The organism is Saprospiraceae bacterium, assembly GCA_016710235.1.
In the GTDB taxonomy this organism is placed as follows: domain Bacteria; phylum Bacteroidota; class Bacteroidia; order Chitinophagales; family Saprospiraceae; genus Vicinibacter.
This window is the reverse complement of the sequence record JADJLG010000001.1, coordinates 2314784-2339741: the sequence shown is the minus strand read 5'-3', so window position 1 is coordinate 2339741 and position 24958 is coordinate 2314784. Positions and strand designations below refer to the sequence as shown.

Below are 24958 nucleotides of genomic sequence, written 5' to 3'. Positions count from 1 at the left end.
TCTTTTTTATGTACGAAGGTTTTAAGTCATTTCATTCGAGTATAGCATATTTGACAGTCCTACTCTGTGTGATTACAATAGTCTATACATTGTTATCTTTTTTTACATCAAAAATTTACAGTCCACTCAACAAAAAATTTGTATTTTACACGCTTATCGCTGTTCATTTTCAAATCTTACTAGGTTTAATATTATATTTTATCTCTCCAAATGGAATCTCAGCTGCGCGCTCAGGTTTTATGAAAGATGCGACCATGCGATTCCAAATCATTGAACATCCGCTCACCATGATTATCGCAGCAGTCTTGATAACTATCGGATATTCAAAGTCCAAAAGACAGGTGAATGAATCAAAAGGATTAACGACTGTGCTTATATATTTTGGTATTGGCGTGCTGTTAATTTTGCTTAGAATTCCATGGAATATTTGGCCAGCATTAAATTGATGTCCTTATTTAGAAAGTTCATTTATTAACCTAAGCTGATTGAATAAAGAAATCATGTAATCAACTATCTATAAATTCTATTTTGGTCTAAATAGATGCATAATCATCTTAATCGCCAAAGAACTTCCAGATATTGATTAGTTTAATTCAACTTCAACAGGCTATCTTCCAAAGCTTTCAGTCTGGTCAACCCATCGGACATTTTTTGTCGTTCCTTCTCGACTACATCAGGCGCTGCATTTTGCACAAATTTTTCATTTGCCAGTTTCTTTTCTACGCTGGAAATAAATCCTTTGGTATAACTGATCTGCTCCTGTAATTTTTGCTTTTCATCTTCCACATTCATTTCAACAGGAAGGATGACAAAATACTTGTTCCTTAATCCCAAAAAAGATTGTGCCTCATTGATTTCTGCTTTTGTGGTCTGAACAAATTCAAGATTAGCCAATTTTTGTAATAATTCTGATGCCCCATCGACATAGCTTAGATTAGAAAATCCTTCTTGTTCCAAGATATACAATGGTACCGTGACAGCATTTTTCACAGAATGTTTCTGTCTAAGTGCGGAAATTTGGGTCAAAACTCCTCTCAATTCTTCGACAATTTGGATCACACCAACATCATTAGAGGATTCTGAAGGGTATGACGATACCATGCAATCATCGCCCTCTTTTCGTGGTTTTAATCTATGCCAGGTTTCTTCGGTAATGAAGGGCATGAATGGATGCAAAATAGTGCAAATTCTTTCAAAAATTGAAATCGTTTGGTTGAGAATCTCTTGCGAGATGGCCTGATCTTTTTTAGGTTTGATCGCTTCAAGATAAAATCCACAAAAATCATCCCAAATGAAAGAATATAAAATCTTTAATATTTCCGAAAGCTTCAATTGCTCATAACTTCGATTTGTCTCGACGACGATGAAATTGAATTTGTTTTGAATCCAATTCAAAGCGAGTAAATCAGATTTACTTGGTTCAAGTTGCGGATCACCCGTCCAGTTTCCAACTAAAATGCGGGCATTCCATATTTTATTGCTAAAACTGCTCCCCTGCTCGCATAATTTTTCATCAAAAAGCAAGTCACCTCCGGCAGGTGATGATGATAACATTCCAAAACGGACACCATCAGCACCGTACTTGTCAATCAACTCTAGAGCATCGGGAGAATTGCCCAGAGATTTACTCATTTTGCGTCTCAATTTGTCGCGGACCATCCCAGTAAAATAGACTTTCTCAAAAGGGCGGGTACCCTGCCATTCAAATCCAGCCATGATCATGCGCGCTACCCATAAAAAAATTATATCCCAACCTGTCACTAACACGGATGTTGGGTAATAATATCGCAAGTCCTCTTCTCTTTCAAATACTGAAAATGGCCAAAGCCATGAAGAAAACCATGTGTCCAGGACATCCTCATCCTGACGCAAATCATGTTGCGCTATTTGATCGTCCGGGAATTTACTCTTCGCAAGTGCTAAAGCCTCTTCAATAGACTCTGCAACAAACACTTCGTCTTGATAATAATAAGCAGGAACACGATGCCCCCACCACAATTGTCTTGAAATACACCAATCTCTTATATTTTCTAACCAATGCTTGTAGGTATTTTTCAAATTGTCTGGCAAAAATTCGATCTCACCATCCAAAACTGAATTTAATGCAGGACCAGAAAGAGATTTCATGTCAACATACCATTGCAAACTGAGTCTTGGTTCTACCACAGAATTTGTTCGTTCTGAACGGCCTATATTTGTCCTATATGGCTCTACTTTCACTAGCAAACCTGCTTCTTCGAGTAAAGGTTTGATTTTTTTTCTCGCCTCAAATCTATCCATCCCTACCAAAATCTCTGCCTCCGAATTCAGACTGCCATCTTCATTCAAAATATCAATGATCGGCAATTTATGTTTCAATCCTATCTCGTAATCGTTCTGGTCATGGGCTGGAGTAATTTTGAGTGCGCCTGTACCAAATTCGGGATCCACATAATCGTCACAAACTATTGGAATCGCTCGATTGATCAAAGGGATGATTACCTTACGACCATGCATGTGTTGATATCTTGGATCACCAGGATGAACAGCTACAGCGACATCTGCCATAATCGTTTCTGGCCTCTGTGTCGCAATTGTTATTCCTTCATTTGATCCTTCCAACTTGTAGAATAGATAAAATAATTGAGCATTTTCTTCGTAATAAATGACCTCTTCATTGGAGAGTACGGTCTTTGCATCAGGATCCCAATTGATCATCCTTTTGCCTCTGTACAATTTGCCTTTGTTGTACAAATCCACAAAGGAACGAATAACCTGTTTTGAGCGAGCCTCATCCATGGTAAATGCGGTTCGATCCCAGTCACATGACGCTCCCAGTTTTCTCAATTGCTGCAGGATGATACCTCCATACTTTTCCTTCCATTCAAAAGAATATTTCAGAAATTCTTCTCTGCTTAAATCTGATTTTTTAATCCCTTTTTCTCTGAGCATTCGAACAACTTTTGCTTCAGTTGCTATCGATGCGTGATCTGTTCCCGGAACCCAGCAAGCATTTTTTCCCTGCAATCTTGCTCTTCTGATGAGTAAATCCTGAATGGTATTATTCAACATATGACCCATATGCAATACCCCAGTTATATTCGGAGGCGGAATGACAATGGTATATGCCTGTCTTTCATCGGGTTTGGAAGAAAAGTAACTCCTATTTTCCCAATGTGTATACCACTTTTCTTCAATCCTGTTGGGTTGATACTTGATATCATTTTCTGATATAGCCATCTATTTGTTGTTGTAGTAAAAACTAAAAATTTTACCCTTTTTATTTTTATCGCGACGCAAGATAAAAAGAATATTGGATGGTTCAGATTTAGTGCTTGTTTCAAGATCAGCTTCGGTAAGATGTTCCGCTATTGATTCAAATGAGGGGTGATGAACCATAATGATAACAGATTTTGGATATACCTGATCAATTTTTACATAAAGGTCTTTAAGATCAGAAAGATCATAATATACGAGCTTTGCCTTTTTAGCATCCAATAATGGCTGCAAACTCAAGATATTTCGTCTGAAGGGTGTAGAAGAATATAAAGCCAATGGGATATTCCTAAAAAGCTTCATCAATTTGATTGCTCTCCACCTACCGTCGGTACTCAATCCCGGATCAAGCCCAATCGTGTCTTGTTCAACTCTAAATAAAGCATAGATTAACTGTTGGTCCGAAGTCTCCTTGATTAAAACGGAATCACCATTTGTGAAATAAGCATAATTTTCTGACAGATATCGTAGTGTGGTTTTCTCTGAAGGTATAATATCCTTTTGGGCAGCAGCTCCCGAAACAAAACAAAAGAAAAAAATTAGCTGCAAAAACAAATAGAATCTTTGCATCCAATAATAATTCACTTTTATCCTGAAATGATTTGCCATTTTAAAAATACTGAATTATTTTTTCAAGTACTGAAATTAAATTTTAACCATGCTCTATGCCTAGAAATACAAAGGTATGATCTGCTTTATAATTCCAGCTTGATTACCCCTCTTTAACAGGAGTTTAACTCATTGATTTTTCGTCAATTAATAATAAAAGAGAATAAATAAAAGGCAATGATTCAATTTAGACCTGCGGAACTTTTAAAGGGGATTTGCCCTTTTTGAAAGGGCTTCTTTCTACCCACTCATTTTCCGGTTGCAAACATTGCAATAACATAGGAATAAAATGATTGTATATCTTGGAATGGTGTGAAATATAACAATACAACTGCTCACTTTGGGCACCAACAGAGCTTTTAATTTCTAATGCTGTGCGCGCAAAATCAATCGAATTTAATTTCAGACGAATGGCCTCTTGTATTAGTACAAGAAGGATATTTGAGTATATTTGATATCCAGCGTTTTTCTGCTTCCTGTAACCAACAAAATGAGCCAACATTTCATCTCCATTCAAAATATAACTGCAAAAACCAATAGGTAACTCGTCTTCAAAAAAAACGATCACCTCGCCGGCATCCTGTAACTTACTTTTGAACTCAATAAAATAATTGGGGTGAAGCTTCACCATATTGAAGCCTGCATTATCGAGAATTTCCAGATACATTTCGTATAATACGGAATTCCATTTATGGAGTTCCTGAGCCTGAACTTTACGAATGCTTAAGTCTTTAGATTTTTCAAGAGTTTTTTTAATACGAAGGCGGTACTTACTTTCTAGCTCATCCAGGTAGTCTGAAAATTCATTCCAATCTTCCCGAACAAAAAATCGCATTCCAGGCTGAATCTGAAACTCAAAAAATTTGAATTTCCGCAATGTTCTTTGCACTTGAAACCTCTTGCTTGCCGGAAGATCCTTTAGTAGGCAAACTGAAACTTCCTTTAAGACTTTTTCTTCAATAAAGAGTTGATCAATCATCTCCATCATGATCTCTTCCCGATCTCTGCAAGGCACTTCAGGAAGGAAATAAAATCCATGGGGCCCAGATGAAAGTAGATTTCCATTGATCAAAGCTTTGAAAGAAATGTGAGCCGCAAGCATTTTCTTGGTTGTCTGGACGAAAGCACTAAAGAAAGAATTGCAGCTTTTGTCCTGAGGTAGTTTCAAGCTTTTTGCGGCAGAAAAATCAACCAGTTGGAAATAAGCCAATCCTAAGGGCCGTTCTTCTTTGAAAAGGACTACATAGATAAAGCTCATTTTATCTGGCGGCCTACACTCGATAGCAGACAGGTAATCGTAGGAGATTGCAACAGGTAAGCCCTCCAGAGATTCCCATAGTGAAGCACAGGCATCCAGTGAATGCCATGACCTCCAAGTCAAACCCGATTTTGTCAACTTACCCTGTTTCACAACAATTTGTAAGAACTATCTAAACCATCAAATGTTCACCAAACCCACCTTCCTTGACTGCCTGCATTTGAAAAAGTCACAATCCGCGTATAATTTTGGAATTATATTTGCAGAAAATTTAGCATATATGCGCTTAAAGTTTGTTTATTGGGTCGGTCTCGTTGGTCTTTTGCTGGTATATGCAGCTTGTTCATCTGGTAAAAAATATGCTCTGCTTCAATCAGACTATTATACACTTCAGAAAAAATATGAGAGTATTAGTACGATTACCTCAAAGTCAGATTCATTGCAGACCGACTTAAATGATTGCCGATTACAACTAAGCAAAACGGAAGACGTCCTCACAGAGCTTTATTTGAAATTTGAAGGCAAAGAATATCAGACAAATTATCCAACCAGACAAGTCAATGTGTCAAAATGCGATTCTCTACGTTCCTTGAATATTGAGTTGAATCAAAATTTACAAAACCAAAATATTATAACACGAAATTTACAAGATGAAAATCAAAAATTGAAAATTCTCAGTCAAAATTCACTCGCTCAAAATAATGTTGAATTAATGAATTTACAGGCAAAATATTCTTTTAATGAAAATCAACTAAAAGAAAAAGAATCCGAAGTCAATAAATTGAAACAGAATAATTCCGATCTTCAATCCAAGGTATTTACATTGCAAGAGACACTCGATAACACTATTCAAGATCGAAAATCAAATAAATCAAATGATCAGGTCGAAAATGATCTTGCCGAATTAAAGTCTTCAAACAATCAACTTAAAGAAGAAATTAATAAACGCGAACTTACCATTCAGGATCTTAACAGACAACTTAATCAAATTAGCAAAGAATCAGAAACTAAAACTACAAAAAAAGTCAATTCTAAAGAAGTTGAACAATTAAAGAGAGAGAACTCTAAATTACAAACAGAGTCAGAAGAAATTTCAAATAAAATTAAATCACTTGACATAGAGTTAAACACACTAAAAAATTTATTGGCAGAAAAGGACAATAAACTAACAGAACAAAAAGAAAAAGCCTCAAGTTACGAAACTGAGATCAGCAAACTTAATAATCAACTGGAAGTTGAACAAAATAAATTCAATACCTTACAAGCTAAATTAGCTGAGAATCCAAAATCTAAATCAAAAGAACTTCAGGAAAAAGAAAACGAAATACAAGCTCTCCGCATTCAATTGAGCAGTGCTCAACAATCACAAGCCCAACTAAAAGATGAAGAAATTATACTAAGGAATAACCTGGAAAAAGAAAGAATACAAAATCAAGAACTCACTGTTCAAATAAACAGTCAAAATAATACACTGAAGAACAAGCTCAACGAAGATTCCCTAAGAAATGAAATTCAATCCTTGATCATACAAAATCAGAGAACTCAATCCGAATTGAGTCAAAGTAGACAAAAGATCGAATCAATGAATAATGCACAAAATAATTCTGTGCAACAAAATTTAAAATTGGAAAACCTCCAAAAAATGTTGGCTGAAAAAGAAAACGAAATCAAATTATTAAAAGACAAAAATTCTGAAGTAACAAAAACAGAACCTAAAAATCAAACTCTAAAATCCACAATTCCAAACGAGTTGTTGGAAAAGCTTGAGTCCCTTCCACAGAAATACCCTAAAGCGGGTTTATTCTATAGAATTTCGGAATCTGCAGCAAGCATTTTCGTACCCCAATCTTTTCTCTTTGAAGGAGAGACTGTCGCTCTTAGAGAACCTGGCAGTACATTTCTTACAGAATTAATTTCAATATTACCAAAGAGTCAACCACTCGATATTGATATCGTTGGATATGGATCTTCAGATTCCAATGCAAGTAAAACCTTAGATGGGTCATACAGACGAGCCAATACCATCAACAAGCTCATGATGGTTTCCGGTATTTCGCCTACCCAGGTAACGATTGGAGCCAGACCATTTGGACAATTCAACAACAGGCAAGGTATTACACCTGCTGGAATTGAGATCGCACTTAGCCCGAGATAATGAAAATACATATTTTCATAGTATGTTGTTTCATATTCTCTCTTCCTTCCAAATCACAAAGATGTCAGGCAGGACAGCAATTTATTCACACATCTGACGGTGCAAAGCTATCTCCTAGAGACCAAACTTTATATGTACAAACTGTATTTCATATCATTTCGGAAGACAGCTCACACAGTATCAGCAATGATAAAATTTTCCAGCAACTGCAAATTCTGAACGATTTTTACAGCAATAGAAATCTGAGCCAAGATCCGACATTGCCAGAAGTATATCGAAAATTGGCGGCCTGTCCTAAAATACATTTTTGTCTGGCAAATATGGATCCATTAGGAAATCCAACAACTGCAATCACTAAAACACAAACCACCATTCAAAATATTGGATGCAGACAGAATATGACCACCTATTTTGTCATGAAAGAATCTTTAGGAGGAATAGATATATGGGACCCGGCAAAATACCTGAATATTTTCATTGCTGATAGAGCTGACTGCACGCTTGGTGAAGCTGTGCTTCCGGAAGATGCAACTAAGAGCAAGGATGGAATAATCATAGACCCTCGGTTTTTTGGTTACAATTTCTTGCATTCACCTTACCATCTAGGATTGACTTTGGTCCATGAAGTTGGTCACTATCTCGGTCTGTTGCATCTAAGTCCAAATGAAAATTGCAGCTCGGATGATGGAATCTCAGATACTCCTATCCAGGAAACAAATTATAGGGACTGTCCGGAATATCCTCAATTCAGTTGTGGCAACGAAGCCATGGTGCAGAACATTATGTGTCTGGTAGATGACTATTGCATGAAATTTTTTACAAAAGGACAGTGCGAGAGAATGAGAACGGTTTTGCTCACACAAAGAGCTAATGTGACAATGAATAATTGTCAATCTCAAAACATTGATTCAAAAGATGATTGGAGAATTATCAATATATATGATGGGTGGCTGCTCAAATATCAAGGTAACCCGATTTCAGCATTACATTATAAATTATTTAATATAAATGGCCAGTTGATCCATCACCATACTTTTAGAGATCAACAAACTTTCTATATACCGGAACAGGGACTAACTTTGCCTTCCGGTGTTTACATTATCGAGTTAAATTATGAAAACAGATATTCAGTGTTAAAATTGATTCATTAATTTTGAATTCTATGCAAAAATTCAGTACTTCTACCTTGCTTATAGCACTAACGATGACTATCTCACTTACATTCTTCAGGTGCGGCACTTCAAAAAAATCTCAGTCAATGAATAAACCAGTAAGAATTTCCAGAGCGGTCATTATGACTAAAGGACCCTGTTTTGGAAACTGCGGGGTCTATTCTATCACTGTTTTGCAAAATGGTATCGCATTACTTGAAGGGAAGGAGCATGTGGAACTTAAGGGTGTTTACTTTACAGAACTAAATGACGATGTGTTTTCCTCACTGGTAAGAGATCTAAAAAAAATTGATCATTCAAAATTACAAGATCGATATTTTATAAATATACCAGATCTTCCAAGTACAGCATTTCAGTTTTACAACACACAAGGAGAGAAAATAAAAGAGGTTACTTCCAATACTAAATTGCCGGACGACTTACAAGAGATCCAAACCAAATTGGCAAACATTTCTAAAAGTTCTGCATGGACCCAGATCCAAAAAAAGGAGGATATGATCAACCCAGAAATTATTTATAATGAACTCCAAATAGATTTAGATTCAAGTTATACTATAGAAAATTTGATATCAGATTATTCATTATACAATTTGAAAGTTGTACATAAACTCTCACCTTATATGAACTTATACTTAGTTACTTACGATGGTGATTCCATAGGTAAATATGAAATGTTAATGACATTACGCCGTTTAAAAGGTGTAAGAACTGCTTTGTTTAATCGAAAATTAAAAAGCAGAGAGGAGTAATACTATAAACAATATATCCGTACCAGGAATCATAGTAGTTTTTTGATCCATTTAAAATACTTAAAAGGTGGATATCGAAATGGCAGATCAATCCAAACGGGCGTAGTGAGCACTGACTTTTTATTGCTGAATGCAAGAAAGCTTTCTTTTCCGTGATATTTTCCAAATCCACTTCCTGATACGCCACCAAAAGGTAGTCTTGAATTGGCAAAATGCAAAACAGTTTCATTAATACAAGCGCTACCCGATGAAATGCAATTCAAAAAATCAACCGAACCGGATTCAGGGCCAAAATAATAGAAAGCCAGAGGCTTGTCATGTTTATTGATTTCATTTAAAGCTTCTTCATTCTCTTCAAAGCTTAAAATAGGTAATAGAGGTCCAAATATTTCATCCTGCATAATCCTTGCATCGACTTGTATTTGATCCATCAAAGTAGGAGAAATAAAAAGATCTGATTCGGAATACTGACCACCGTAAATCACCCTACCATCAGTAAGATAGGATACAAGTCGATCGAATGAAGATTTATTGATAATTCGAGGATAAAAATGGCTAGATCCCACTGAGCCTCCATACATGGATTGGATACAAGATTTGAAATGCTTCACAAATTCTTCTTTGAGAGATTGGTGGATCAAAATGTAGTCTGGAGCAATACAGGTTTGGCCTGCATTGATAGTCTTGCCCCAAGCAATTCTTCTAGCTGCTATTTCGATGTTCGCCCCTTTGTTAATTACACAGGGGCTCTTTCCACCGAGCTCCAATGTGATTGGAGTTAAATATTTTGAAGCAGACTGCATAACAATTTTCCCAACACGGATGCTTCCAGTAAAAAAAATATGATCCCATTGTAGTGTCAATATAAACTCATTTAATTCCTTCCCTCCCAAGATACAGGATACATAATGTTCATCAAATAAATCACGAATCATCTGATCCATGAATAAGGCAGTGAATTTAGCATCCGGAGATGGTTTAATGACTGAGCAATTCCCTGCTGAAATTGACCCTATCAATGGTGCCATCACTAAAAGAAATGGATAATTCCAAGGAGCAATGATCAAACTTACCCCCAATGGTTCAAGTATAACTTTTGACCTCGATGGAAACAAAAATAAAGGTGTTGGACGTTTTTCATCCCTAGCCCAAGTCTTTAATTTTTTGATATGAAGATCGAGTTCGGCCATCACCAAACTAAGCTCAGTCATATATGCTTCCTCATAGGATTTTTTCAAATCTTTCCAAAGAGCTTCTGAAATTTTATTTTGGTTCTCAAGAATATATAGTTTTATTCTTTTTAATGTTTTTACCCTAAAATCCAAACTCTTGGTTTCCCCTTTTCTAAAATAATTCTTTTGCTCATCTCTTAATTGAATTACTTTCTCGATTGGAGCTGATTTGAATTCCGCTTGAATTGAATTTTCCACTATTTCGTTCTCCCGCATTCTAAATATTTTAAGGTCAATAAAAAAATTTCTGATTAATTGGCATTAAATTTTCTTCAATCTTAGAAGATTCTATCCTTTGAGAAGATAAAATATTTCTCTTATTTTCGCTTTGTTCCAGATCTGCGGTACTGGATAAAACGGATTTGCTTCATAAAAAGTCTTATTCACTAAATCTTCGATATCTGCATCAAGAATTCCTTTCAACTTTTGTGGAATATTTAAGCGCTCGTTCAAAAGCTTTACACTTTGAATAAAATAATTCGCTTTTGATGCGATGTCTTTTCCTTTAAACTCCTCTGAAACTTCATCTGCCAATTCAGCCAATTGGGTATAAATACAAGATCCATAAGCTTCTAAAACGTAAGGCAAGATAACCGCATTGGCTAGTCCATGTGGTATACCATATCTACCCCCGAGTGAGTGCGCCATTGCGTGCACATATCCCACATAAGCTCTGGTAAATGCCAATCCGGCGTGATATGCAGCTATTTGCATATTCTGTCTGTGATCGATTTCATGACCTTGTTCAAATGCAGGTATCAAATTTTCAAAAATTAATCTGACAGCTTTTCTGGCTGATTCTCTAGTTTCATCTGTATTGCTTTGACCAATATAAGCTTCAACCGCGTGAGTGAGGGCATCCATCCCGGTAGTAGCAGTAACAAATGGCGGAAGTCCTAATGTGAGTTTAGGGTCGAGGATTGCTATTTGAGGAATTAATGGAAAATCAGTAATTGCATACTTAGCAAATTTATCTGGATCAGTAATTACTGAGGCCAGAGTTACTTCACTACCGGTACCGGCAGTGGTTGGTATAGCTATCAAATCTGGTGTCTTCCATAAAACTTTCAGTATTCCTCTCATCTGATAAAGAGTTTTGCCAGGCTGGGCTACTCTGGCACAGACTGCTTTGGCACAGTCAATAGGTGACCCACCTCCAATAGCAATAATAGCTTGACAACTCGTCTTTAAAAACAGTTTCAAGGCACTCTCTACATTATCCACTGTTGGATTAGCTACAGTCTCATCATACAACACCACGTCAAAATGGTCACTGACCAAAATATCCTGCAAAATACTGACCAAGCCACTCTGCACCAGACCTTTGTCAGTAATGATTAGTAATTTTCGGATATTCCTGTTTTTCAATTTATCAGGAAGCAAGTAAATACTGTCCGGCCCCACCAAAAGTTCAGGCACTCGCCACGGCATTACATTGGAAGTGCACCTCAGCACCCATTGATAAATTCTACAGTATAGCTTAAACAAAATATCCATCTTTATAGACAGTGGCTTCACTGAATCAAGTTAAGCTTCTATCTGGACAGCAAATATATCGAATAAGACTCAGCAGTTTGGGAGAATAAAGACAGTTGGTGATCAAAATACAGAGGCATGCAAACTAAAGGCAGTATGTCAACAAATCCGTTGGGTCTATCCAAAATTTTCAAAAAAATAATCTAAAATCATTAAAAATCAAAATTCTATCGTATCATTCTTGCGATCTTCAATAGGAATCCGATGGTGTTCTCAGATGAGAATCGTCTTATTTCTTCTTACTTTTTTTTGCCAAAGGGTTAAAGTTCAAACACAGTTGCAGCCACTTTTCAAGTGCTTTGTTTGATTGTGTGCCTTGTTCAGTGATATAAACAAATCCTTTCATCGGTTTTCCGGTAAAATTCATCTCTTTACTTTCAGCAAGTTCAATTGTTTCTAAAAAATCCTCCTCGCTCAACCTGCAAAGGAGCAGGTTTTCCATAGTCATTTTGTCTTGATGTGTCCCGCAGAGCATTTTATCATCGACAAGAAAACAAATCCCACTGAACATTTTCTTTTCAGTGTAATGAACATCTTTTTCATCAAGTACTTTCCTTATTCTATTAGCAAACAATTCATCAAATGGCATAATGATATAAATTGCGTTTTGTAATCTAATCTGACTATGGTCCAAATATAATTATTATATTTTTGGTATTTTCGTATTGGTTTAATTATTGCGTGAATTTCAGTTCTCATTCCAATTGATATTCCTGCCTAATAAAAAAGGTCCCGAATTTCAACATTCGAGACCTTTTTATACAAATTTTTATTAATGGTCTTTATTTCTTTACAAAATTCGATTTTGCAACGATGTTATTATTGTAATAAATCAGTAAATAATATACACCTGGACTAATATTATCCAGATTTATAGGAATATGATTTTCATTTGGCATAAGCTCTAAGCTATATTTCTCTAGCACATTTCCTCTCACATCAGAAATGGCAACAACTACTTTGTACTGTCCATCACTTTTGACAGTGACATCTATGTTATCTGTAGCTGGATTAGGGTTAATATTTGTAATTTCTATATCCGGGTTTTGAAATCCTGCTTTAATCTCTATTTTCTTTTGCACGCTACATTCAACCCCGTTTATCCAAACAGTTAGAGTTACCACATAAGTTCCGGGAGAGTTGTACTTGTGAGTGACCACCAGATCCTTTGAATATGTGCTATCCCCAAAACTCCACAACACGCTATCCGGCTTTTGTCTAAAATTACCTTGAGCATAAAGTGTAAGTTGGTCAGTTTTGAAATACCAGTCAAAGCCACAAGGATTTCCGGTATTCTTCCCAACTTGTATTTCCTTGACGATAATGCATTCTTGTGTACCAAACACCATTACAAGTTTTACTTTATAAATTCCTTCTTTCGAGTACACATGGACCGGCTGCAAATCATTTGATGTTGTTCCATCGCCAAAATCCCAAAACACCTTGTCCGGTTTTTGACTAGAGGTGGGTGTAAAGCTGGCTTCCAACTGATTTACTCTGGCACTAAAGTCAATTGCACATGGATTGGGGTTTTTTGAATCTATTACTTGAATCCAGGTTGAAACCGCTACTTTGCAGAATTCGGATTCGATATATGCAGTGACCAAATACCTCCCTACAGAATCATATTTGTGTCTAACAGGGTTGCCTTCCTCTTTTGGGCTACCATCACCAAAATCCCAGGTAATTTTGGCATTCTTTGCATCTGAACTCGCTGTAAATTCGAAGAATAATCCTGTATTACTTACAGTAGGCGCTACTGATTTGATCATAATTTTAGCGCAACAAGATGCATTGAATGACGTAGGCTTGCGATTTGAACCGATTACCACTTCTAGTATGGCACTGGATGTACAGATTGAATCCTTGTACACCAAAATTACTTTGTATGTTCCTTCAGCAGCGTAGGTATGACTTATTGGATTACCTGTCCCACTGCTTCCGTCACCAAATTCCCAAGAGTATTCACCTGATTTATTAGGAGGTGTTGCTGTGAACTCAACTGTATTGTTCACTCCAACCTTATAATTGAATTTCACAGGGCAGCCAGCTGGATTAACTGCAAGATCACAGATTATAAAATCATGGTTTGTAAGTCCTTTCTGAGGCCTGTATCTGAACTCTTGAGGTGTGGTCGCACATGGATCCTTTACCTGGAACAAATACTCCGAAATACTTGATGCCGAAGGTTTCGCTTCATAAAAATAATATCCATTCCGATCAGTTAGGATGGTTTCTGTTTTCTTGGTAGACAAATCTGTCACCAGAATCGGGTAGTTTGCTACTTTATTTTTAGTAACAGTGAGTACATTCCCTGCAACTGTATAATCAGAAACTTGTGCTTCTGTGATATAGGATATGCAGAAAAAGACGAGGGAAAACAATGCAATTAAACTTTTTTTCATGCTGTATTTTTTTGGAACAATTGATAATATTCGATAAATTCTTTGAAGATATTCAACTTACTCAAGTATTATGCCCATTTTATAAAATTGCTGCCTAATATCTCGCAAAATTACACTAATTTGGACAGAAGTACAATATAATTCGCATTGGGATAATTTTACAACATTAAAAATCGTCTTTAATCAATATGAATTTAATTTTCAATGGATATTATAAACAATCTCATATTTTTATTTCGGAGGAATCTTCAAGTCAAGACGTATGATGCCGGGGGTTTGGCTCTAAGTTAAATCCTTGATTCCTTCACTGGTGAATCCCTGTTCAGGTTTGAGGATCAGCATCTATACAATTTTTTGTTAAATCTTAATGTATTGACAGTCAATACTTAATTTGCTTTATTTTTGCAGCAAATCATGTTATGAAATTCGTTTATTATAGTTTTCTCATCACCTTCAGCCTTCTTTTGGCTTCATGCAAGAATTCATCATCGTTATCCGATCCAGCGGTAAAAACTGCAGAGGATACTTTTGCGGGAAACGCCACACCAGAAACTTATAATGCTTTGATTACCAGCTATCTGGATTTTTTAAAAAATCACAAAGAAGACAAAAAAAATCAGGAGCTGGTGCTAGAAAGGGCTCTTTCTGCAAGTGAAAAAATGGGTAATAAAGGACAGCAAGTCGTATTTTTAAATAATTTGATGAAAGAGTATCCCAACAGGGCTGATCATAATACAAATGTATTGAAAATGGTACAGCTGCTCGATAGTCTGAATAGATTGGCTCCAGCACATGTGATGTCACTTTGCTATATAAAAGCAAACCCTCAAGATCCAAAATCTGCTGAACTGAAAAAGACTTTACCTTCAATAGCTACACCGGAAGAATACATTCTGGAAATCGGTAAAGCTATTTTTTCAGATACAATAAAGGGTTTTAGCGAAGAAAATGCCAGGGTTTACGTAGATGCATGTGAAGCATATGCACTGACAATTCCAAATGATTCAGAAACTCCTGAATTCATTTTCAAAGCAGCAGAAACTTCAAATACCTTACGAACTTATGATAAGTCTTTTGCATTGTATGATTGGATCATAGACAATTATCCGACCCACAAAAGAGCTCCGATGGCATTGTTCATGAAAGCATTTTTATTCGATGGAACGTTTGCTGATTCTACTAATTCCAGAAAATACTATACAGAGTTTCTTGAAAAATATCCAAATCATGAATTTGCAAAAGATGCTAAACTCCTGTTGCAAAATGTCGGCAAAAGCGATGAAGAAGTTCTTAAAGAATTGATGGACAAAAACAAAAAGTAATAGGCTTAACACCAATCATTTTAGAATAAAAAAATCTTAGCGTTTTTCTTTGATTTATAAAGCTCATACTGTATTCCGGTAATTTCGATTGGAATTTTTGACATTGACCAGAGATATGATCTGAACACATCGTTATCTCTTTCAACTTGAGGAACTTTATACCAAGTGGATATAACAATGGCACTATCTTTTTTCCAAAGGATATCTTTTGCTGATTTGCACTTCCAAGCAAAACTTTTACCTTTTCTTTGTCTCTCAGCTACCAAATTGAGTTCTACACCAGTAGTATCTACCATAGCTTTACAAGTATAACTTAATTTTATCCACTTATATTCAGATTGATTGAAGTACCGGTTTGACAAAACGATTCCTTGTGAAAATTCATGCTCAGGTGAAACTACAACGCTAGCATCTAAATGTTGAAAGGAATTCAAAGAATTCGCATCTACATGATAGCTAGACTCATACTCAACTCTCTCTTTATAGAAATCCGGCAAACTGTCTATCATAACAGATTTATCATCTTCCAGCATCAAACTCCTTTGTTGTTCAGAAATAGGATGTCTTTGTCCAAATGTGGAGAAATAGAAAGGAGTTGATATATAATCAGTAGGCAAAATGCCTTTATTTATTTGCCAAATCTGAAAGATGTTTAGCACAGTAAAGCAAGCTATAGAGCCGATGGTAATTAATTTAAATAAAAGCTTAAGTCGTTTGAAATGTTGGAAAAATAATGCTAAACCCAAGCTCCATACCACATACATTGGAATTATAGCTCGTTGCCCAAATGAATCCGCATACCACCAACATGTCCAACTGCAAATAATCCAAAGATTGAGAAAAGTAAATATCACTGTCGGCCAAAACCATTCTCTACAATGCCTATACAAACTCCAAAATCCAACTACAAAAAATATTGCCATTGGTGTATATATGAATAATCCTTTCCTGAAACTAAACAGTACTTCTAAAACATAGGGATTAAATAATTCAAGAGCCTGACCATTATTCCCCTGATATGAATTATAAATAAAATGGCCTGTTACTACCTTCCAATAAATGATTTGCAAACTCAAAATAATCAATCCCGGAGTTAAAGTCTTCATATTCTTGATGACAAGTATTTCACTCTTCATCTTAGGCCAATGATACCACAACATTCCGGCTGGAAGGAAAATACAAAATACCTCAGAATTCCGAATAACAGCTATTAAAGCCATAACTATAAAAATAATGGTCAATTTTATTTCAGAAAATTCATCAATCAAACTTTTTGTATAAAATAATAAAAGTGCATAATACATAAATAAATATGAGTGAGACATCATCGCTTGCCCATTCATAAATCCATGCAACAATAAATTGGTGCCAAATGACAAAATAATCAATGTGATCAAAGCATATTTTTCTTCCACATATTTCACTAAAAATTTAAAAAGGAAGAACAAACCTATAAAGACACATATATAACTCCAATACACTACCGCCTTTACGTAAATCTGATTTGTCCCAAACTCATGGTCTATGCCCAAAATCGCAGAAATGGCATAAGCAGAAAAATAAGCCGGTGAATATGCCAGGGACAAACCCAAAGGATACATGATAACATTGTTTTCGGTACCTGGTGCTTTGTAAATTTGATAGACTACATCACCACCAAGCTTATGATAAACATCTTCAACTTTATTGTAATCTTTCAACTTGATGTCGTTGATATGGGTAATCGCCGGGAGATAGAGATAATATCCAAAAACATCATAAAGTGGTTTTGTATTCCTGTTATAATGCCAAGTGAGCAAAATCAAGCATACAAATAATATTCCAAGGTATAGAAACTTTCTATAGTCCGACAATAGGTGTGGCTTCATAAATACTTGTAAGCAAACAATAAATGTATCTAGATGTACTAATAACAAATTTTAAGTTACCTGTTCTAGAAGTAACAAAGATACACAACAAATACTAGATATCACTGTGATCTAGCATTCTCAGAATATTATAAGAAATCTATTACAATGAGGCATCATCCAGCAAAAATTCCGTTTGAACCTCCAAATCGCGAGGCCTTTATTTGATTTCAAATTTTTTTGATGCTAAAGCGGGGACAGCGCTACCTTTGACTATCCCTCTGACTTTCAACTCATAGAGTGAATTTACACCTTTTAGAATTTTTGCTAATCTGATTGCAGGTTTGAGAAGTATATTCTTACTTTCTATTTCATCAATGGGTGATTTAAGAGATATGGATAGCACAGTGCCCTCAATTGTAGTATCTTCATCTTCTGCAATGCTCCAAGGTCCAGAAAAGTGTGAATGGCCCAATACATAACTTTCATTTTTCTTAGATCGCCCTCTACCCAATGAATAGTGTTCTATCAGTTCCACTTCTATGCTTTCTACTTCTGCACTTGTAATCGTATTCATCTGAAGCTTAAACAAAAACAGGTTCTTCTCAACCCTATCCAATTCAACGATTTGAATTTTTACTGATTCAATCCCAAAATACTTTTTAATCTTACTGATCATACTCCAAATTTAATGCAAAATTGAATATAATAAAAATACTTCGACGAACTGCTCATTCCAAGCTACGAAATCCTGAAATAGAAGTAATAAATGATTCAATATATCCAAACTGAGGGTGTGGTCTAAATAAAAATTTAAATTTGGACGAATTTCCTATGCCAGGAATTTTGCAAAGGCTTGAGCCAAAACTGGTTAAATTCAGATTTCGACTTCACAAGTAAATCAAAGAATAAAGTATCATTCTTCACTCCGCCTGATTTATACAAGTCAGTCAGCTCATCTACTGTAACAACTTTTACTTCATCTTCAAAAATATAATACAACAACTGCCTGTCAAAAAAATGAAGCTGAAACTCATTTTCCAAACTTTTAATAAAATGGACAGAAGAGTCTATTGAGCATCCGCCCGGTTTATTGATGTCTTCATCCACCATTAAAATTACAAAATAATTATGGATCACCCCACCGCTTGCTCTAAGCTGTGTGCCATGACTTGACCAGTTTTGAACGAACTGTTGCACTCTCTCATACAGGTCTGAAATTTTTGAATCATCTATTCTCTTATCTGATGCAAAAATCCACACTCGCGAATCTTCCGGAAAACCAAGAAAGTCTACCATTTAAAATATATTTTGCTGAATAATCCATTCAGATATATCATATACTGTCACTTCATCTTGCTTGTCTTTGGCTTTTACTCCATCCTGCAACATGGTGATACAAAAAGGACAATTGGCAATAATTTTTGTTGCGCCTGTATCCAGAAGTTGTGTAACGCGTTCTTCATTCACACGAATAGATCCCTTCTCCTCTTCTTTAAACATTTGAGCGCCACCGGCACCACAGCACATTCCCAATTTTCTACTCCTTGTCATTTCAGCTATTTCAGTATTCAAAGATTCCAATACATTCCTAGGAGCTTCATATACATCATTTACTCTACCTAGATAGCACGAATCATGATAAGCAACTTTCTGAGACTCGATGTGAGTATTCACTTTCAATTTACCTGTTTTAATCAGTTCATCCAGGAACTCTGAGTAATGCAATACGTGATATATTCCACCCAATCCAGGATATTCATTTTTCAAAGTATTAAAGCAATGTGGACAAGTACAGACAATATTCTTTATTTGATAAGAATTTAAGGATTCTATGTTCTGGATGGCCAGCATCTGAAACAAAAATTCATTTCCAGCTCTACGCGCAGGGTCTCCTGTACATTTTTCTTCATCACCGAGTATTGCATACTTTGCATTTACATGATCTAATATTTTACAGAAAGCTCGAGTTATTTTTTGGGCGCGGGCATCAAAATTTCCTGCACACCCAACCCAAAATAAAAAATCTATTTGTTCCCCAGCAGCGAATACTTCACTCATGATTGGTACTTGGTTCATCACTTACTCTTTTATTTTAATGCAACTTTTGATTTTAAATATTTTCATTCAACCATTCGGTTCTAGAGGCAGAAAGAGACCACACTGATTGATTGTTCTCAAGACTGTTGAACATAGGCAACCATTCTGCGGGTCCTGATGAATTTACCAATATATCATACCTTCTCATTTGAAGAATAATTTCTAAAGGATCAATTAAAACAGGACATGCTTCTACACATGCATTACAACTAGTACACGCATATAATTCTTCTGCTGATATTTTATCAAACAATGATTTTCCATCATCAAACTGTAATTTTGAATTTACTCTTTCAACTGAGATTTTAGCACTCATTGTAGAAATGTCTTCCATTCTGTCTCTTACATCCATCACAATTTTCCTTGGTGACAATACTTTTCCAGTCTGATTTGCCGGACAAAGTTGAGTGCATCGACCACACTCAGTACAAGTCATTGCTGACAATAACACTCTTTGATCCAAATCGAAAACATCCTTGGCACCAAAATCTTCTACTGCCACAGTTTCTGAATGTGTTGGTTCCTGGCCTAGCATGGATCTAACTTCATTTTCGATAGCAAACATTGGGCTCATCATACCCCGTGAGCTTAGCTTTGAAAAATAAGCCTGAGGAAATGCTAAAAAAATGTGTAAATGTTTTGAAAATGGCAAATACAAAATAAATCCGAGAATAACCAGATAATGCAACCACCAGCCCAACCTCTCAATCATTACCAAAGAAGCATTTGAAAGTTCAGATAAGGAAGGCGATACCAACATCCCCGACATATAAAGATTGCCTGTGTTGATGTAATGGCCGTAATGTCTGTCTTGCAAAACTTGATCTGCTCCATTCATCAGGAAAATTCCAGTAATTAAAAGTATCTCTCCGCATAAAATTAAATTCGCATCTCTGAAAGGCCATCCTTTTAGCTCCGGTTTTTGAAATCTGTCCAGGCGCAGAACATTTCGTCTCAATAAAAAAACAATTGTCGCAATAAATGCCAATACGGAAAGAATTTCAATAAAGTTGATCATAAGTGGATAAAGAATCGACAAGAATGGTCTTAATATTCTATGTTGTCCACTAATGCCATCAATGACAATTTCAATGAGATCAATTTGTGTAAATAAAAATGCGACATAAATGAATAGGTGAAATATGCCCGATATCGGTTTTTCAAACATTTTCTTTTGCCCCAAAGCAAACATAATCATATTCTTCCATCGAATACCTGAATGATCATTTGGCAGGGTACCTTCTTTCCCCAACATGATCATACGAAAGATTCTATTGAATCTTTTAGTAGCAATAAATGCAACAGTAATTGTAACTAAAAGGAATAAAACGATTTGGATGATCATATCATCAATTTTTTCGGTACTTGATAATTTTTATCCTGCATGATTTATCTATGAATCTGTTTGTGAAAAATGATGTCAAATTCGACCCAATCTCCCTATTCCAATTCACCGAAATAAGCAATCAAGCTTAAAGATATAAGTTTTCCTAAAAATCTGCTCCCATTGTACCCGAGAAATCTGGACACTAAAGGTCAAATGGCTGGACCCTATCAAACTTTCCAAGTGACAAAAAAGTGTAACTTTGTATTATGGTAATTCTTCAGCATGAGCAAATCGTTTTTAAAATTCGCAGAATGGCTGCTGAAATCATTGAGCGCCATGCAGATGAACCCTACATCATTCTAGCTGGGATTAACAACAATGGATTCAGATTGGCTGGTTTGATTCAGGCTGAACTAAATTCTATACATCAACTTCCTGTGAAAATTGGCCGAATTCGGCTAAATCCTGCAGCTCCACTCGAAGACAAAGCAAGTTTGGATTTGGAGAATAAAGAAATAAGCAATAAAGTCATCATCATCATTGATGATGTCGCGAATACAGGCAGGACTATTTTCTTTGCCTTTCAACCTCTATTTCAATCTTTGCCCAAAAGATTGGAAGTGGCAGTATTGATAGACAGACTACACAAGTCCTTTCCTGTACATGTAGATTACATGGGCTTGCGTCTGGCAACTACAACTAAAGATAATATACTTGTAGATATACAAAACAATGGCGCTTTTCTTGCATCTATGCAATGATTGTGGTATCTATTTTCCTGGATTTAATTGAAGTGAATCGTCTTTAAGGTAGCTGAGAATATCTGCTTGAGATAAAATTCTGCTTGCTGTTTCGTATCCAAGTTGGTAGACTTGGTTTGAAGATTTAAAATCAAATCTTCCATACTTGCTGAGATCATCTGTCTCAATCAAAAGGTCGCACTTTTGTTTTTGATATGCAGAATTACTATTTACGGACAATTCAAGGCATCTGCTCATCAAAGGTATGTACCCAGAAAGCTGTTTTTTATCCATTTCACAAAGCGGAAACAAACTCGACCCGATCAAAAAATCGCAAGAATTTCTCAACAAGGTAGCCGGTAGATTCATCAATATACCTCCATCGAGATACATTTGTGTTCCAATCATAACAGGCTTAAACAACATTGGGACAGAACAAGAAGCGCGGATAGGCCTGCTCAACTCACCTGATTCGAACACTTCTAATAATCCAGTATTCAAATTTGTAGCGGTAATTCGAAGTGGTATCTTTAATTTGTCAAAACTATTGTGCGGGATATGCTTCTTTACCAAATCCCCTAAATAATGCAAACCGGTGAGACCATTGATTGGAAGTTTAGGTTTAAAAAAATGAAACCAACTTGTGCTCAATGCGACATTGAGCATTTCTTTAGCAGAAATGCCTGCACAAAAAAAACTTCCAACCAATGCTCCAGCACTAGAGCCTGCTACTATATCAGGTTTAATGTCGTACTCTTCCAATGCCTGGAGTACGCCGATATGAAATATCCCGCGAGTACCCCCTCCTGACAAGCATAGGCCTATTCGCATGTCTTATTTGATAATTTTAAAATAAGTTTCTACTTCCTCATTCGACATCCTCAATAAGTACATACCAGGTGGCAAGTCAACGACATTTACTTGATCTATCGCAAAACCATGTTTTACAGTTCTGCCGCCAGTGTTCAGCAATTTATAGCTCCATGATCTTTTTTGCCCATCTTGGATATAAATAGTGTTCTGGACCGGATTAGGATAAATGATTAATCCATCTTTACTTACATTTTCGTTGGCAGTTATCCAATGAAGATCAGAAGAATATCGTGGTAGTATCTGATAATCTCCCGTCAAAGGGTCAGTAGAGTCAAACTGTCCACCGAGACCTATCAGGTTGAGTTTAGTACCTGAGGCTGGACTGGATGAAATATCAGTATTATCATCAATGCGCATAACAAATTGGTTTAGCCCATCCGTAAGTGTAACGTTAAAACTAGACCCGTCACCTTTCCATTCTGAAGGATTAACGAGGGTCAGATTTTTCAATTCAACAAGCTCAGATTCAGTTGACTCATCCAACTTGATTACAAGGCTTGGCGACTTCAGCGGATTGTCAGAAGATAATTTCCATAATGTATCAAGATTGATTTGAGTCAAACCCCTGAATTGATCAATGGTCCCTCTCACGGTCAACAAATCTCCTTCTTTCACGTCATATCCAAAAAACTCAAGACCTGAAAAAACTCCAATTCCGCCTGTAGCATCAATTATGGTAAATTGCAATCCTTGATTTCCATTGAGATCAATACCATAAACGATTCCGGTCAGTTCACATTTCACGCCTAGCGAATCTGCCTTTCCTTCAATGTTTGAGGTGGTTACTTTTCCAATAGTTAACGCCTTATAGAATCCTCCCTCAGGATCATATGGATTGATATCTGAAATATACCTAGGCATCAACTGATATCCGTCAAAATAAGGACTTGCCCCGTCAAATTGGCTTCCAATCCCAGTAATATTGAATGTTCCACCCGGCGCTTTTTTTGAAACAAGATCTACGTCATTATCGATTCTCACTTCATAACTATTCACTCCGTCAGTTACGCGGGTTGTAAATCCAGTTGGATTGTTACTCCAAGTGATTGGGTTCTCTATGTGCACATTTTTTATTGTTACCAACTGTGATTCGGTTAATTCATTTAGATTGGTCACAACTGTAGGATCTACAAGTTTGTTTCCGGATGAGATGTAAATGATCGTATCAGGAGCTGTGATGGGTGTGATTTGGATAAGTCCATTGAACTGGGAGATAGATCCTCTGACTGAAACTTTGTCTCCTTCTTTAACGGTATAACTGTAATTTTTATTTGGGCTGAACACTGCAATTCCATCGTTGTATTGATCTATGAGCGTGAATTGAAGGCCCTGAGGTCTCAAATTAACACCATAGACTACACCATCAAGTTGGCAATTTATGTTCAACGAATCTGCGTCGCCTAATGAATTCACCGATGTGACTACACCAATCGGATAGACAGGATATCCACCAGACAGTGGTTTCACGGTAATGATCCCATGAAGCTGATTAGGGTCAGAATCGGACTGGTACTGGTATGTTCCTACAATGTCAAATCGTTTTACATAACTCCAGTTTGAACCTGAAAGGCTTCCATTACCAAAACCCTCAGGATTCAATGGGAAAGTGGACAAATTCCCATTGACATTGTTAACCCCTGAGATATTTTGCCATTCGATATGTTCGCCTTGGAAAATTTCAATTTGAGCGGGATTGAACGTATTGTTGGTTATGCCAATCGTATATTCAGCACATTCTACATTGTTGGCAATATTAGGCGAAGCGAAAAGTTGTTTTCCATCGATCGAAAACCCAGTACTTCTATTGGAAGGTTTCCAATAGCCTGCTTGAGAGTTATCAGCTGTTGCTCTACACAGTTCTAGAGAATAGCCTTGGCCATTTGCTTTGCTGTTCCACCCTCCCAAGCCTGGTGAATACCTCACTGAATCCACTAGATTGCCGCTGGGGTCCGCTATAGAAACCAATTCACCTCCATTTGCCAATGCAGAAGTCCCTGTCCAAAAGGCAGGTTTAAAACCAAAGATTGAATCAAACTTTTGTTGATTTCCACAGATCACATAAAATGATCGAGCTTTGATTATTGTATCCGGGAAAGTATAGGTGACACCATCTTTGATCTTATAATCCTTTAAAGGAATGTCTGAATTTCCGGGATTATAAAGTTCGATGAATTCCAAATAATCAGTGCCCGCTTCCGGCGGATTGTACATGATTTCATTAATCACAACTTGTGCCTGACACAATTGGATGCTCATCCAAAGAAAAGTGCAAATACCTAGAGATAACTTCATCTTTATTTTTTTAAAGGTTAAAAAGAACGCACGAATTGAATTGAGGTAGAGTATTCTTCTAAAGACAATCTCAATTCACTCCAAAT

20 protein-coding genes are annotated in these 24958 nt (G+C 36.3%); 6 read left to right on the top strand and 14 right to left on the bottom strand.

Annotation, left to right across the window (positions count from 1 at the left end; genetic code table 11):
• Positions 1–8: 8 nt before the first annotated feature.
• Complete coding sequence (locus tag IPI99_09310) at positions 9–446, top strand: hypothetical protein (GenBank protein ID MBK7340712.1); 438 nt, start codon at positions 9–11, stop codon at positions 444–446.
• A 142-nt stretch (positions 447–588) separates the two neighbouring features.
• On the opposite strand, the gene IPI99_09305 is transcribed toward IPI99_09310, so the two are convergent.
• The 3 genes from IPI99_09305 to IPI99_09295 form a co-directional block, all read right to left on the bottom strand.
• Positions 589–3219 (bottom strand): valine--tRNA ligase, encoded by a 2631-nt coding sequence (locus IPI99_09305; protein ID MBK7340711.1) that lies wholly within the window; start codon positions 3217–3219, stop codon positions 589–591.
• Complete coding sequence (locus tag IPI99_09300) at positions 3220–3864, bottom strand: hypothetical protein (GenBank protein ID MBK7340710.1); 645 nt, start codon at positions 3862–3864, stop codon at positions 3220–3222. It abuts the gene before it with no gap.
• Positions 3865–4051: 187 nt separating this feature from the next.
• Positions 4052–5260, bottom strand: a complete 1209-nt coding sequence (locus IPI99_09295; protein MBK7340709.1) for an N-acetyltransferase — start codon at positions 5258–5260, stop codon at positions 4052–4054.
• A 142-nt stretch (positions 5261–5402) separates the two neighbouring features.
• Between IPI99_09295 and IPI99_09290 the strand changes: the two genes are divergently transcribed.
• The 3 genes from IPI99_09290 to IPI99_09280 all read left to right on the top strand — a co-directional run bounded on the left by IPI99_09290 (position 5403) and on the right by IPI99_09280 (position 9198).
• Positions 5403–7277 carry a hypothetical protein gene (locus IPI99_09290; protein ID MBK7340708.1) on the top strand — a complete coding sequence of 625 codons (1875 nt, stop codon included), beginning with the start codon at positions 5403–5405 and terminating at the stop codon, positions 7275–7277.
• On the top strand, positions 7277–8428 hold the full coding sequence (locus IPI99_09285; protein MBK7340707.1) for a T9SS type A sorting domain-containing protein: 1152 nt from the start codon (positions 7277–7279) through the stop codon (positions 8426–8428). The genes IPI99_09290 and IPI99_09285 overlap by 1 nt, the downstream gene beginning before the upstream one ends.
• A 107-nt stretch (positions 8429–8535) precedes the next feature.
• On the top strand, positions 8536–9198 hold the full coding sequence (locus IPI99_09280) for a hypothetical protein (GenBank protein ID MBK7340706.1): 663 nt from the start codon (positions 8536–8538) through the stop codon (positions 9196–9198).
• Between the two features lie 29 nt (positions 9199–9227).
• On the opposite strand, the gene IPI99_09275 is transcribed toward IPI99_09280, so the two are convergent.
• The 4 genes from IPI99_09275 to IPI99_09260 all read right to left on the bottom strand — a co-directional run bounded on the left by IPI99_09275 (position 9228) and on the right by IPI99_09260 (position 14371).
• Positions 9228–10646, bottom strand: a complete 1419-nt coding sequence (locus tag IPI99_09275) for an aldehyde dehydrogenase family protein (GenBank protein MBK7340705.1) — start codon at positions 10644–10646, stop codon at positions 9228–9230.
• A 72-nt stretch (positions 10647–10718) separates the two neighbouring features.
• Entirely contained in the window at positions 10719–11918 is a 1200-nt protein-coding gene (locus IPI99_09270; GenBank protein ID MBK7340704.1) for an iron-containing alcohol dehydrogenase, read from the bottom strand.
• 277 nt (positions 11919–12195) lie between these two features.
• Positions 12196–12555 (bottom strand): TfoX/Sxy family protein, encoded by a 360-nt coding sequence (locus IPI99_09265; protein MBK7340703.1) that lies wholly within the window; start codon positions 12553–12555, stop codon positions 12196–12198.
• Between the two features lie 193 nt (positions 12556–12748).
• On the bottom strand, positions 12749–14371 hold the full coding sequence (locus tag IPI99_09260; GenBank protein ID MBK7340702.1) for a PKD domain-containing protein: 1623 nt from the start codon (positions 14369–14371) through the stop codon (positions 12749–12751).
• A 419-nt stretch (positions 14372–14790) separates the two neighbouring features.
• Here IPI99_09260 and IPI99_09255 point away from each other — a divergent pair, with 419 nt between their 5' ends.
• A complete protein-coding gene (locus IPI99_09255; protein ID MBK7340701.1) occupies positions 14791–15693 on the top strand; it encodes a hypothetical protein in 903 nt (300 codons plus the stop codon).
• 20 nt (positions 15694–15713) lie between these two features.
• On the opposite strand, the gene IPI99_09250 is transcribed toward IPI99_09255, so the two are convergent.
• The 5 genes from IPI99_09250 to IPI99_09230 all read right to left on the bottom strand — a co-directional run bounded on the left by IPI99_09250 (position 15714) and on the right by IPI99_09230 (position 20982).
• Positions 15714–17561, bottom strand: a complete 1848-nt coding sequence (locus IPI99_09250; protein MBK7340700.1) for a hypothetical protein — start codon at positions 17559–17561, stop codon at positions 15714–15716.
• Between the two features lie 199 nt (positions 17562–17760).
• Positions 17761–18219 (bottom strand): hypothetical protein, encoded by a 459-nt coding sequence (locus tag IPI99_09245; GenBank protein MBK7340699.1) that lies wholly within the window; start codon positions 18217–18219, stop codon positions 17761–17763.
• A 134-nt stretch (positions 18220–18353) separates the two neighbouring features.
• Positions 18354–18839 (bottom strand): hypothetical protein, encoded by a 486-nt coding sequence (locus IPI99_09240; GenBank protein ID MBK7340698.1) that lies wholly within the window; start codon positions 18837–18839, stop codon positions 18354–18356.
• Positions 18840–19619: a (Fe-S)-binding protein gene (locus IPI99_09235; protein ID MBK7340697.1), complete on the bottom strand. Its 780-nt coding sequence runs from the start codon at positions 19617–19619 to the stop codon at positions 18840–18842. It abuts the gene before it with no gap.
• A 34-nt stretch (positions 19620–19653) separates the two neighbouring features.
• Positions 19654–20982 carry a (Fe-S)-binding protein gene (locus tag IPI99_09230; protein ID MBK7340696.1) on the bottom strand — a complete coding sequence of 443 codons (1329 nt, stop codon included), beginning with the start codon at positions 20980–20982 and terminating at the stop codon, positions 19654–19656.
• 251 nt (positions 20983–21233) lie between these two features.
• Between IPI99_09230 and IPI99_09225 the strand changes: the two genes are divergently transcribed.
• Positions 21234–21728, top strand: coding sequence for a phosphoribosyltransferase (locus IPI99_09225; GenBank protein MBK7340695.1), 495 nt, complete (start codon positions 21234–21236; stop codon positions 21726–21728).
• 9 nt (positions 21729–21737) lie between these two features.
• Here the strand turns inward: IPI99_09225 and IPI99_09220 are convergent, their stop codons facing one another.
• Entirely contained in the window at positions 21738–22538 is an 801-nt protein-coding gene (locus tag IPI99_09220) for a patatin-like phospholipase family protein (GenBank protein ID MBK7340694.1), read from the bottom strand.
• A 3-nt stretch (positions 22539–22541) separates the two neighbouring features.
• Positions 22542–24872, bottom strand: coding sequence for a lamin tail domain-containing protein (locus IPI99_09215; GenBank protein ID MBK7340693.1), 2331 nt, complete (start codon positions 24870–24872; stop codon positions 22542–22544).
• Positions 24873–24958 lie beyond the last annotated feature (86 nt).